We start from the raw sequence: 12,434 nt of genomic DNA, 5'->3' as shown, positions 1-12,434 counted from the left end.
AGGAGGAAGCACGTGAGCGTTGTCAAAGCGTCACACGTCTACAAAGTTTTCGGAAAGCGTGAGAACGAAGTCGTCAAACGACTCGAAGAAGGCGCGGACCGTGATGACCTGACCAAGCTCGGGACGGCCGCCGTCATCGATGCGAGCTTCGAAGTCGAGGCCGGCGAGATCTTCGTCGTCATGGGCCTGTCCGGTTCGGGCAAGTCGACCCTGATCCGCACTCTCAACGGACTCTGGGCACCCACTGCCGGATCCGTGGAGGTGCTGGGCACCGATATTGCGAAGATCGATTCGGCCGCACTGCGCAAGGTCCGCAGCGAGCACATCTCGATGGTGTTCCAGCACTTCGCACTGCTCCCGCACCGCACCGTCCGCGACAACGCTGCCTATGCGCTCGAGATCCGTGGAGTCGCGAAGGCGGAGCGGGATAGGACCGCCGACCGCTGGCTCAAGGCCGTCGGCCTCGAAGGCTGGGGCGACAAGTTCCCCGAACAGCTCTCCGGCGGTATGCAGCAGCGCGTCGGCCTGGCCCGCGCGCTTGCGGCTGAGACCGACATCCTCCTCATGGACGAAGCATTCTCCGCCCTCGACCCGCTGATCCGCCGCGAGATGCAGGAACAGCTCGTCGAACTGCAGCGAGAGCTGAAGAAGACGATCATCTTCATCACCCACGACCTCAATGAGGCGATGTTCCTCGGCGACCGGATCGCGGTGATGCGCAACGGACGCATCGTCCAGGTCGGCACCCCGGAGGACATCCTCACCGACCCGGCCAACGACTACGTCGCGCAGTTCGTCCACGACGTCGACCGGGCACGCGTCCTCACCGCCAACAACGTCATGGAGAAGGCGCGTCAGACCGTGACCAACCAGAACGGTCCCCGAGTCGCCCTGCGCACCATGCGTGAGAACAGCACATCGGGCGTCTACGTCACGGACAGGGACCGCAAGTTCCTCGGCCTCGTCAGCGACCGCGACTGCATCGAGCACATCCGGACGGGCGCCACGACTCTCGACGAGATCATCAAGCCGGTCGCCAATCCCGCGTCTCCGGACGACCTGCTCATCGACCTGTTCCTCCCGACCGCGGAGATGCCTCTGCCGGTGCCCGTCACCGATGCCGACGGCGAACTCGTCGGCGTCGTGCCCCGGGCCACCCTTCTCGCCGCGCTCGGCAACCAGAACGGCAATGAAGGGCACGCCGGGGACGCCGCTGTCGAAGACTGGCCCGAGCCGGTCGATACCGGGATCATCGACCAGGTACTGGCCGAAGGCGATGATGCCGTCGCACCGCAGGCCGCCGGCGAAAGGGGTGAGCGCTGATGGAGAACATCAGAATTCCGATCGGAGCCTGGGTCGACACGGTATTCGACTGGCTCAAGGAGAACGTCGCGTGGTTCTTCGATGCCGTCACCTGGCTGTTCAACTTCCTCATCGAGGTCCTCACCGATGTGCTCGTCGACCTCCACCCGCTCGTCATCATCATCCTGCTGGCGCTCATCGGCTGGGTCTTCCGCTCATGGCAGATGGCCGTGGGCACACTCATCACCCTGTTCTTCATCATGACGATGGACCAATGGGTGGCCGCGATGCAGACCCTGGCGCTGATCATCATCGCCGCCGTCATCGCCATCATCATCGCCATCCCCGTCGGCATTCTGGCCGCACGCAGCAACAGAGCCTCAGCGGTCATCAAACCGATCCTCGACTTCATGCAGACGATGCCGGCATTCGTCTACCTCATCCCTGCCGTCACCTTCTTCGGCATCGGCGTCGTTCCCGGTCTCGTGGCAACGGTGATCTTCGCTCTGCCTCCGGGTGTGCGGTTCACTGAGCTCGGCATCCGCGGGGTCGATTCGGAGACCGTCGAAGCCGGACAGTCCTTCGGTGCGACTCCCGGCCAGATCCTCCGCGGAGTCCAGCTGCCGTTGGCCACGCCGACGATCATGGCCGGCATCAACCAAGTCATCATGCTCGCCCTGGCCATGGCCGTCATCGCCGGCATGGTCGGCGCCGACGGACTCGGAAAGAACGTCGTCGAAGCGATCGCCACCCAGAACCTGCCGCTCGGTGTCGAAGCCGGACTCGGTGTCGTGATCATCGCGGTCTACCTCGACCGCGTCACCGCGGCCCTGGGCAATGCGAAGGACTACCCGCACTCGCTCGTGGCGGGGATGCGTCGTCGCAGCGCGAAGAACAAGGCAACTGCGACAGCGGCCTGAGTCGATTAACCACACAGTCCTAATAGTCGATCACTAGAGAAAAGGAACACACAATGAAGAGAAGATACCTCACCCCGTTCGTCGCTGCAGTCGCAGCCCTCGGCCTTGCTCTGACCGGTTGCTCGCAGGAAGCGTCGAAGGACGACGGCGGAGGCGGCGACAAGGGCGACATCAAGCTCGGCTACGTCACTGGCTGGACCGACGGCCAGAGCATCTCGCTCCTGCTCGAGGATCAGCTGGGCAAGATGGGCTACAACGTCGAGACTGAGACCTTCAACGACGCTGCCGTCCTGTACGCCGGTGTCGCCAACGGCGATATCGACATGTACCCCTCGTCGTGGCCCGAGGTCACACACAAGCAGTACATCGACGAGTACGGTGACAACCTCGAAGATCTCGGCGCCTACTACGACAACGCCGTCCTCACGATCGCCGTCCCGAAGTACATGAAGGACATCAACTCGATCGAAGACCTCAAGGGCAAGGGCAAGGACTTCGGCGGAGAGATCATCGGAATCGAGCCCGGTGCCGGTCTGACGAAGGCCACCAAGGAGATGATTCCCGAGTACGGTCTCGACGGCGAATACGAACTCGTCACCTCCTCGACCGCCGCCATGCTCACCGAGCTCGGCAATGCGACCGAAGCTGAGAAGGACATCGTCGTCACCCTGTGGCGTCCGTTCTGGGCGAACAACGAGTACCCGGTCAAGGACCTCGAGGACCCGAAGGGTGCGATGGGTGATCCCGAGAAGCTCCACTTCACCGCCACCAAGGGCTTCAGTGAGGAGTTCTCGGATGCCGCCGACTACATCGGCAACATCAAGCTCGATGACAAGCAGTACGGAGAGCTCGAGGACCTGGTCGTCAACAAGCACAAGGACGATGGCGAGAAGGCCATCGCCGAGTGGCTGAAGGCCAACCCTGATGCCTACGAAGGCGAGCTGCCTGACGAGGAGTGATCTCGTCGCCGCGGCAGCAGCTGCCCTGAGGTCGACGTCCTCTGCTCAGCTGCTGACTTCCCCGCAGTGCGGCGTGCGGTCATGAATATGCTGTGCCCTCCCGACTCTTCCGAGTCGGGAGGGCACAGCTGTGTGAGTAGACTCGATGGGGCAGCGCCGCTGACACCGCGTTCGGTGCGCGGAACCCGAACGGAGGGCACCCCATGGCGACTCATTCGGCAGCCGTCGACACCTTCGTCGGCCCCCTGGCAGTCTTCAGCGACGGCCGGTCGATCATCCGGCTCGAATGGCGCACATCCGCCGAGGCGGCCGCCGACGCTTCGATCCCCGCCGAGGCGGCCGGACAGTCGGACCCCATCCTCACTGAAGCGGTCGCCCAGGTGCGCGCGTATTTCGACGGCCGCCTCGGCGATTTCGATCTGCCCGTGGACTTCGGTCAGGTCTCGGACATCGCGAGGGCCGTGCTGACGACTTTGGCCGAAGAGGTCCCGGCGGGGACCACGTTCACTTATGGTCAGCTCGCCGAAGCCAGCGGCACCGGGATTCCGGCTCGTGCCGTCGGCGGGATCATGGGGCTCAATCCGATCCCCATCATCGTCCCCTGCCACCGGGTTGTCGCAGGTAGCGGACTCGGCGGGTACTCGGGCGGACTGCCCGGGCACGAACTCGAGACCAAGAGGCGCCTCCTCGAGTTCGAAGACGCCCTGCCGCGGCCGCTGTTCTGACAGCCTCGGGGCGCGAGCGTCTGCCGCAGGTCTCACTGGCCTGCCATCGGCGTCGTCCGGCTCCGGAATCACTGACCTCGGGCCGCGCCTGTGCCCGTATTCAGACGGCTGAAACTGGAAGTTGAGTACGCACTGTGATTACATAGCGATAGCAGATTTTGTGATCACAAACTATCCTAGGTCCACATGAACCTGCTCGAGCATCACGAAGTTGCGACGTCGGCGATTTCCACGCACTCGAGCAGCCACCACGAAGAGGAAACTGATGAAATCACGCACGATCACCACCGTCATCGCCGCCTGTGCGGCTCTGGGCCTCGCCCTGACCGGGTGCTCCCAGGAAGCCAGCAAGGACTCCGGCTCCGATGGCGACAAGGGCACGATCAAGGTCGGCTACATCTCTTCGTGGTCCGACAGCCGCAGCACCGCGTTCCTGCTCGAGGATCAGCTCGAGAAGCTCGGATACAAGCCCGAACTGGAGACGATCTCCGAGGCAGCCATCCTCTATGCGGGAGTCGCGAACGGCGACATCGACGTCTACCCTTCGGCTTGGCCGGAGAAGACCCACAAGCAGTACATGGATGAGTACGGCGACAAGATCGAGGACATCAGCACCTATTACGACAAGGCGCAGAACACGATCGTCGTGCCCGACTACGTCGATATCGATTCGATGGATGAGCTCAAAGACAATGCCGAAAAGTTCGACGGCAAGATCGTCGGCATCGAGCCCGGAGCCGGTCTCACTAAGGTGACGAAGGATTCGATGATGCCGGCGTACGACCTGGAGAAGGACTTCGAACTCGTCACTTCCTCGACCCCGGCCATGCTCACCGAACTGGGCAATGCCATCGATGCGAAGGAAGACATCGTCGTCACTCTGTGGCGACCGTTCTGGGCGAACAACGCCTTCGACGTCAAGGAACTCAAGGACCCGAAGAACGCCATGGGCGATCCGGAGAAGATGCACTTCCTCGGCACCGAAGGCTTCAGCGACGACAACCCCGAGGCCGCCGAGCTCATCAAGGGGATCAAGCTCGACGACAAGACGTACGGAGAGCTCGAGAATCTCATCGTCAACGAGTACGAAGAGGGCCAGGAAGGCGACGCCGTCGACCAGTGGATCAAGGACAACCCGAAGGCCTTCGAATCCGAGCTCACTGACTGAGCCTTGGGCTCGCCGACCGAACTCCCGTCTCGGTCGGCGCCCTGAGGCAGGGCCTCCCAGGTCGGCGGACCCTGCCTCGGTATTGGCTCAGTCCCACCGCGGCCGCCGTGCCCGCTGCCGCGGGCCCGGCGGCCGCAACGTTCTCTCACCCCTCGAAAAGCTCCTGCCCGACGTACCCGCCTTCGGTCGCTCCGGGCGGGATCGCCCACACGGTCGACCGATCGGGGTCGTCCATTCGTTGAGCAGGTCCACTTCGGCGAGGCGGCGTTGGATCGGCAGGAACTGCCGCTCGATATCGGCTTGGAAGGACGCGAACAGCAGCCCCGAATCCCCACCAGCGCCGGTCTCGTAGTTGAACGTGCGCCGGTGGATCTGCACCTCCGGGCCCAGTCCGTCTCGGGCCCGAGCGATATGCGCGACCTGCGAGATCTGCGTCAATCCGCGCTCATCGACGGCGGTGAAGTCCGGAACGTCGAACTCGTCCTTTCCCGACAGCGGTGCCCCGGTGTCCATGGTCCGCCCCACCGAGAATTCCCGGGCCGGACGGTCCGCCTGGTCCCAGGTATCGAGGTTCATGGCGATATCGCGCAGCACCAGCGTCGTTCCCCCGCGCATCCACGCCGGCAGATGCGCACCGAGATCGGCAGGCGGTTCCCCGCGAGCGGAGAACACCGGGTCGACCACCTCGGTGCCCTGGCCCCAGATGATCCGCGCGAAGTCCTCGGACCCGGGCCCCGGATTCGCCGTGCCGTCGAGCTGACCGAAGAGGTTCCGCTGGGTCTTTCCCTCCCCCGAGCTGCCGTAGGCACGTCGGAATCCGTCCCGCTGCCAGGCCACCTCGGCGAACGAACGCGAGTCCTTGAACAGCATGCGCCGGGCATGGGCCAAGGTCAGCGGGTCGTCGCCGCAGATCTGCAGGAGCAGGTCGCCCTGGCATCGGTCCGCATCGAGGCGATCGATCGAGAACGACTCCAAGGGCTTGAGCCAGTCCGGGACATGGTTCTTTCCGGCCAACGAGACGAGCTTGGACCCGAACCCGAAGGTCACCGTCAGGCGGGCGGGATCGACGGCGAGCTCGGATTCGGAATCGGCCAAGGGCGCCTTCCCCTGCGTCAGCGCGGCTGCGTCCGCGGTGAGCAGCCGCAGCCAGCGCACCGCCTCGGCGGCCTTGATCCCGGGCCCCAGCGTGAACGCGATGAAATGCGCGTACGCCTGTGCCGGGGTCTCAACCCCGGATTGATGAGTCCCGTAGAACGGCTCGGTCTGCGGCCCGTTCGCCCCGTCCAGATCTCGCCGAGGCGGCCCGCCGTCACCGGCGCCCGTGCCCAGCGGTCCGGTGCCACGACCGAGCGCGAACCCAGTCGTGGCACCGACGATTCCCGCACTGCCGGCGGCGGCCGCCGAGGTCAGGAGACCTCGGCGGCTGAAGCCGGTGCGACCGGACTCAGTGGTCACCGTGGTCTCCGTGGTCGGAGTCCTCGTGATCCTCGCTGTCGCCGACGTCATGGTTTCCACCCTCACTGCTGTCGCTGTGTTCACCGTGTTCGCTGTGATCGTCGCCCGACCCTTCGGCTTCGCCGGGTGCATAGTCTTCCTGTGCTCCGGAGTATTCCTTCGCCACAGCCGTGACTTCGACGGTCTCGCCGTCGGCGGTGACGAGGTCGAGGCGGATCTGCTCACCCGGCTTGATCGCCTTCTCCAGGCCCATGATCATGATGTGATCGCCTCCGGGCTCGAAGTGGAGGCTTTCGCCGGCGGGGATGGTGAAGCCGCCCTCTTTCTCCTGCATGGACATTCCGCCCGAACCGTCGCCTTCGGTCTCGTGGAGTTCAACCATCTTCGCGTCCGCGTACTTCGCTTCAACGAGGTTGATGTCCTCGTCGGTGTTGTTGCGCAGTTCCCCGAAGACTGCGGTCATACCGTCGTCGGCGGCCTTCACCCAGGCGCCGTCGAAACTGAGAGCCTCGGCGTCGACTTGACTGTCTGAGGGATGCGTCGAGGCGGAGCTGCCGCCTTCGGTCTGCTCCGAGCCGGCGGCCTTGCTGTCGTTTTGGCCGCAGCCTGCCAGGCCGATGGCGACGGCGATGGGCAGGGCGAGGGCCAGAGTGATGTTCTTTCGCATGATGTCTGCACTTTCGTTGTCCAGGTGCAGTCGAGCACGTACCAGCGCGCCGCAGGTCCACGATGGCGTGGGCAGGCAACCGCAGGCCACCTACTGCCAGACGCCTAGGGCCGTTGGCCGCAGATTCACAGTGGCCGGAAGACCTGGACACTGGGCACCAGCACATTCATATGCGCGTGCCCAGTGACTGCGACTGATCGGCGGCATCGCTTAGGCATTCCTATTCGCGAGTCAGGCGTTGACCTGCAGGCGGGTACGCGCCTAGTCGTGCGTAGCGGTCTGCGCGGACGTGTTCGACTGTCACCGATGGGCGAGTCGTCGCCGTGGATGCGGCGGTCGCCCGAAGACGGATGGTCACCCGGATATCGGGTGTAAGTCGGCGGTCTGACCGCCGAGTAGAAGGTCAGACGAGCGCGGGTGGACCGCGACGGTAGTTCGGGCCGACCACCGCCGAGGTGACCGGCTGCGGTAGCCGGAACTGAGCGCAGAGCTTGCGGAACGGTTCGTCGGCCAGGACTCCGGCCGCCTCGGCGAGGGCACGCAGTGCACCGACGACCGGGCCCAGGGCGAGCTGAAGAATGCTGAGGACGATGTCCTCACCGCGCTTGAGGATCACGGCGGTGACGAGGACGGCGACGAGGTGGGCGATGATCATCCCCACCGAGGTGGCACCGTGATTCGCATGCCCGAGCACGGATGCGGCCGGACCGAGATCAAGGGAGCCAGGAGCCGGGACAATGTGTCCGGCGTGGGCGTTGAGAGTCGCCTCGGCGGAGGTGGACCCTGTACTTGCGACCCCTGCCTGCCCGGTTTCAGCTGTGGTGGTTCCCGCGTGGGCACCCGCATGGGTGAGGGTATGTGCGGACCAGCTCATCGTCAGGTGCATGAGCACCTGCCCGAGGCCGAGCAGCCCGGCCAGAGTGAGGTGACCCAGGCGTCTGCCGGCGGCTATCATCGCCGCCCACAGGACGAGGACGAAGACGACCACGGAGCCCGGAATCGAGACCGAGCCACCGGCGCCGAGGTGCATGAGCAGGGCGAGGAGAGTCGTGATGAGTGCGGCGAAGAGCGCGCGCACGGACTTCGTCCATCCGGCCATGTGCCCTCCTCTCAGCTCGCTCCCACATTCTACTCAATGTAGAAACATTTCGGGAGGGCGGCTGAACCTACATCCGCAGCCAGGTATCGGCGGTCTTCTTGACCATGGCGCCTGCGTTCGCGGCGGCGTCGGACCAGGTGACAAGCTTGCCGTCGGGGTCGGTGGTGGAGTCGGAGAGGACGACGACGTCGAAGTTGCACACAAGGGCCGCCATCGCCGAGGCGTAGACGGCTCCGGGGACGTTTGCCGAGGAGGCGCTGCTGCCTGTGTCGTCCCCATCCTGGTCAGCGGGGCCAGCGACGACTCCGTCGGCAGTGGTGGCAGTGGCGGGCGTGCTGGTACCGCCGGGTCCAGTGCCGGGCACCCCTGCGGTGGCGTCGGCACCGGCGATGATGATGCGGTCGACGGACAGGTCATGCAGACCCGCAGCCAGATCGTCGACTCCCTCGAAGACATCGGGACTCCCGGAGCGGAGCACGAGGTCCTCTTCGTCGGGGACGAAGATGCTCAACCTCTCGTCGGGAGTGTCGACGAGCTCGTCCTTCGTCGAAGCGAAGATGAGCACACCGCCCACAGCGCGCGTGCGGGTGACGATATCGCCGAGGGTCTCCATGGCTTCATCGCTGGGGTAGCTGGCGTCGTCGGTGTCGATGAGGAGCAGGGCATCCATACTCCCATCGTGCCACGACAGACTGACACATTCGAAGCCGGCGGGCGACGGCTGAGGTCACGGCTCCCCGGACCAGCAGCGGGCGGTGGCCGCTGGGAAGCACGGACACGACAGCAGGCGCTCCCATATCATTAGAACAATTCGGCATGTGTTCATCATCGAACATCTGCGAACAGATGACTATTGTTCGAAATCTTTTTCGATTATCTATGGTGTTCTAGCCCATTGGAGAGTAAACTGGACATCAACAACAACGATGTTGGCGAACGGAAATCATCCCCATGACCGTCACTCCCGAACGCAGCTCCGATCAATCCGATCGGAATGCCGACAACTCCTCGTCGACCAGCGCCCACCCGCTGCTGGCCGACGAGGAGTGGGCAGATCTCAGTCGCTTCGCGCCCGAGGTCACTTCTTCGATCACTCAGCTGATGAGTCTCAAAGACGAGCTGCGCACGTTCGATCGGCCCATGGGACCGGATCAGGCCATCATGCTCGCCGATGGGGTCGAGGCGATTACGCGCATCAACGATGCCTTGTCGACGCTTGCGCTCTCCGTCTGCGAACGGGTCGGGACTCCCAGCGATTTCGGCGCCAAGTCGACGAAGTCGCTCATCGAGAACCGATTCAATCTCACCGGCGCGGAGGCGAATCGTCGGACCGATATGGCCAAGAACCTCGGCGGACGTGTCGACATGGCCGGACAGGCTCTGCCGCCTCTCTATCCGGTTGTCGCGGATGCGCTCCATGCCGGAACCATCTCTGCCGCCCAGGCGTCGGTCATCGAAGACTGCATGCGAAAGCTGCCCACCTGGGTCAGCCAGGCCGTCCGCACCGATGTCGAGTCGCGCTTGGTCAGCAACGCGCCCAAGGTCCGCCTCAAGGACCTGCGTGAGATCTTCGGCAAGCTCATGGGGTACATCGACCCGGACGGTGCTGAACCGAAGGACTCAGCCGACCGCTCCGCGTACAACATGTCCATGCGCGCCAAGGCCAACGGCGACTGGGAACTGCGTGGACTGCTCGACCCCGTCACCGGCGGCACTCTCAACGGACTGCTGACCTCACGCATCCAGTCGGCAAAAGAAGCCGAGCAGGACGGTGCCGGATCAACATCTGTGGACGGGACCGGTTCGGTGGCCGACGGTTCCGATGGTGCGGCCGCCTGGAACACTGCCCACGGCAATTATGCCGCCGACTCCTCAACTGCTGCCTCCGAGGCGAAAGGCTCGCCGCTTCCCGACAAAGAGCTGCTTGAGATCGTCGATGCGGTGCTCTCCGGCGACCGGTATGACGCAAAACGAGTTCCGGCCCCCGATCTTCACGCGCCCGCACGACCGGGAATCCGGCTGACGTCCCCGGCGTCGGCGTTCGTGAGGACGGCGGTTTCGTCGACGTCAGCGCTGAACAGCCCTCGGCGCGCGAATGGATCTACGAACGATTCGCCGGCCTCGTCACGACGATCGACAAGCAGCGGACGGCTGCAGGAGCGCCTTATGCTCTCGTCATCAACGCCACCGCCGAAGATCTGGCCAAAGGAACAGGACACGGAACCACGGGCGCCGACAATCCCATTCCCATCAAGGAACTGATGAGAAACGGCCTCAACGGCTCGCTGTTCTTCCACCTCATGAGCGACAGGGCCAAGACGATGCAGGTGGCCACAGAACAGCGCTTCGCCAATCGCAAACAGCTGGCTGTGATCACCGCCCGTGACCGAGGTTGCACCTTCCCCGGCTGTGACGCCCCTCCCGGTTGGTGCGATGCCAACCATGTGTTTCCATGGTCGCTCGGCGGCAAGACGGAGATCAACAATCTCGCGCTGCTGTGCAGCTATCATCACCACCTGCTCGACCGCACCGATTGGGACACGGTGATGCTCTTCGACGGCCGACCGGCCTACATCCCGCCTGCCGCAAAGGATCCAGCTCGTACGCCGATCCTCCACGCCCGCTTCATCGCGGACGACATCGTCGACTCACTGTTCGACAAATAGCCGCCCCAGCTTCCAGGGGACAACTGTGCCCACTTTCCAGGCTCAACCGGACTCAGCTGATTCATGGGCACGGCCGCATACTCCAACCCCGTCAGAATCGACCAAGCACAGCCAGGTTCGACCTGACTCAGGCGTGTTCGGTGGAATCAGCCCTCGACCCGCGATCGTCGGATGCTCATGTCCTCATCAAGAATCAAGAGATCAGCCGACATTCCGACCGCCAACAGGCTGCCGGCACCGGCGGCACTGCCCGCCGCATGCAGAGAATCACCCGACTCCGGCAGTCCACCCACGGCCCGCAGAGGCACGAAGCTCGCGGACTGCACAGCGTCGAACGGGCTGAGTCCCACCTCGGTGACGGCCCGCTTCACGGCATCGTCCATCGTCAATGTAGACCCCGCGATGGCGCCCTGAGAACCGTCCGAGGTGACCAGACGCGCCACCGAATCCTTCACCTCGACCGGGAGCGAACCGAGACGGTAGCTGCCATCGTGCAAACCGGTTGCGGCCATGGCATCGGTGATGAGCGCGAGGCGTCCGGGCACGAACTCGTGAAGCATACGTGCGACCGGCGCAACGACGTGAACCCCGTCATTGATGAGTTCGACGGTGACATGCTCGGCCTCGGCCGCGGCGAGGACCGGCCCCGGAGCACGGTGATGGATTCCGGGCATCGCATTGAACGCGTGGGTGAGGATGCTCGCCCCCGCCTCGAAGGCCTGCGCGGCCAGCGCATAATCGGCGGCCGTGTGACCGACGGCCACACGCACCCCTGCCGCAGAGAACCGACCGATCGCATCGAGAGCACCGGGAAGTTCGGGCGCGATGGTGATCTGCGCGAGAGTTCCATCGGCCGCCCCGAGAATCGCTTCGACCGCCTCCGGGGTCGGCGATGTGAGCACTTCGGGCGCATGCGCACCTTTGAATTCCGGGGACAGGAACGGGCCTTCGGCGTGCAGGCCCATGACCATGGCCCGTTCACGGACTAGTCCGGCGCCCGCGCGCAAGGACTCACACAGTCCCTCGATCGTGTCGGAGACGTAGGACAGAGCGAGCCTGCCGGTGCCACGAGCCCGATGCGCATCGAGGATCGCATCGACCGCCACGGCCCCGTCCTCGGCACTCGCACCGCCCGCGCCGTGACAGTGGATATCGACGAATGCCGGAGCCACGAATCCGCCGGCCGCGTCGATGACCTCGCCCCTCGCCGAGGCGGCCCTGTCCTTCCAGCCGTCCCCGCGGCCCCGTGCAGCGACCGTTCCGTCGGCGATCGCGATCCATGTGTCAGCGGTCTCCTCGGCGAACGTCGTCCGATCACCGTCGAGGATGCACGCATTGTGGATGACCGCCTCGGTGGGGATCTGTTCGGTCTGTGTCATCGGGGTCCTTCCATCGCTCTGCGCACGCCTCATCCAGGGTACGGAATAGCTTCACGGTCTCCCCACTGCAGGGTGCGGGCAATCCTGCCGACTC

At 64.5% G+C, this 12,434-nt stretch carries 12 protein-coding genes; 7 read left to right on the top strand and 5 right to left on the bottom strand.

Translation table 11 applies throughout. The features are described 5' to 3' along the window. The first annotated feature begins 12 nt into the window (after window positions 1–12). The 5 genes from AC2W7L_RS06550 (at window position 13) to AC2W7L_RS06530 (ending at window position 5,074) form a co-directional block, all read left to right on the top strand. Window positions 13–1,323, top strand: coding sequence for a quaternary amine ABC transporter ATP-binding protein (locus AC2W7L_RS06550; RefSeq protein ID WP_486003789.1), 1,311 nt, complete (start codon window positions 13–15; stop codon window positions 1,321–1,323). Continuing rightward, complete coding sequence (locus AC2W7L_RS06545; protein WP_486003788.1) at window positions 1,323–2,222, top strand: ABC transporter permease; 900 nt, start codon at window positions 1,323–1,325, stop codon at window positions 2,220–2,222. Before AC2W7L_RS06550 ends, AC2W7L_RS06545 begins: the two co-directional genes overlap by 1 nt. Window positions 2,223–2,275: 53 nt before the next feature. Beyond that, window positions 2,276–3,181, top strand: coding sequence for a glycine betaine ABC transporter substrate-binding protein (locus tag AC2W7L_RS06540; protein WP_486003787.1), 906 nt, complete (start codon window positions 2,276–2,278; stop codon window positions 3,179–3,181). 203 nt (window positions 3,182–3,384) lie between these two features. After that, window positions 3,385–3,906, top strand: a complete 522-nt coding sequence (locus AC2W7L_RS06535) for a methylated-DNA--[protein]-cysteine S-methyltransferase (protein ID WP_486003786.1) — start codon at window positions 3,385–3,387, stop codon at window positions 3,904–3,906. A 265-nt stretch (window positions 3,907–4,171) separates the two neighbouring features. Then, complete coding sequence (locus AC2W7L_RS06530; protein WP_486003785.1) at window positions 4,172–5,074, top strand: glycine betaine ABC transporter substrate-binding protein; 903 nt, start codon at window positions 4,172–4,174, stop codon at window positions 5,072–5,074. Between the two features lie 87 nt (window positions 5,075–5,161). Here AC2W7L_RS06530 and AC2W7L_RS06525 read toward each other — a convergent pair whose 3' ends face one another. The 4 genes from AC2W7L_RS06525 to AC2W7L_RS06510 form a co-directional block, all read right to left on the bottom strand. Continuing rightward, window positions 5,162–6,529: a Dyp-type peroxidase gene (locus tag AC2W7L_RS06525; protein WP_486003784.1), complete on the bottom strand. Its 1,368-nt coding sequence runs from the start codon at window positions 6,527–6,529 to the stop codon at window positions 5,162–5,164. Beyond that, window positions 6,519–7,196, bottom strand: coding sequence for a copper chaperone PCu(A)C (locus AC2W7L_RS06520; RefSeq protein WP_486003783.1), 678 nt, complete (start codon window positions 7,194–7,196; stop codon window positions 6,519–6,521). Before AC2W7L_RS06520 ends, AC2W7L_RS06525 begins: the two co-directional genes overlap by 11 nt. A 403-nt stretch (window positions 7,197–7,599) precedes the next feature. Then, window positions 7,600–8,295, bottom strand: coding sequence for a hypothetical protein (locus AC2W7L_RS06515; RefSeq protein WP_486003782.1), 696 nt, complete (start codon window positions 8,293–8,295; stop codon window positions 7,600–7,602). 67 nt (window positions 8,296–8,362) lie between these two features. After that, the gene (locus AC2W7L_RS06510; RefSeq protein ID WP_486003781.1) at window positions 8,363–8,965 is read right to left on the bottom strand and encodes a hypothetical protein; all 603 of its coding nucleotides are present in this window, start codon (window positions 8,963–8,965) and stop codon (window positions 8,363–8,365) included. Window positions 8,966–9,246: 281 nt separating this feature from the next. Here AC2W7L_RS06510 and AC2W7L_RS06505 point away from each other — a divergent pair, with 281 nt between their 5' ends. Continuing rightward, window positions 9,247–10,557 carry a DUF222 domain-containing protein gene (locus AC2W7L_RS06505; RefSeq protein WP_486003780.1) on the top strand — a complete coding sequence of 437 codons (1,311 nt, stop codon included), beginning with the start codon at window positions 9,247–9,249 and terminating at the stop codon, window positions 10,555–10,557. Then, complete coding sequence (locus AC2W7L_RS06500) at window positions 10,557–10,961, top strand: HNH endonuclease signature motif containing protein (RefSeq protein ID WP_486003779.1); 405 nt, start codon at window positions 10,557–10,559, stop codon at window positions 10,959–10,961. The genes AC2W7L_RS06505 and AC2W7L_RS06500 overlap by 1 nt, the downstream gene beginning before the upstream one ends. A 146-nt stretch (window positions 10,962–11,107) precedes the next feature. Here the strand turns inward: AC2W7L_RS06500 and AC2W7L_RS06495 are convergent, their stop codons facing one another. Continuing rightward, window positions 11,108–12,340 (bottom strand): N-acetylglucosamine-6-phosphate deacetylase, encoded by a 1,233-nt coding sequence (locus AC2W7L_RS06495; protein ID WP_486003778.1) that lies wholly within the window; start codon window positions 12,338–12,340, stop codon window positions 11,108–11,110. Between the last annotated feature and the right edge of the window lie 94 nt (window positions 12,341–12,434).

This window comes from Brevibacterium sp. LAARM3_SD1, assembly GCF_057364765.1.
The sequence above is the reverse complement of the archived record's forward strand: the minus strand, read 5'-3'. Positions and strand labels throughout refer to the sequence as shown.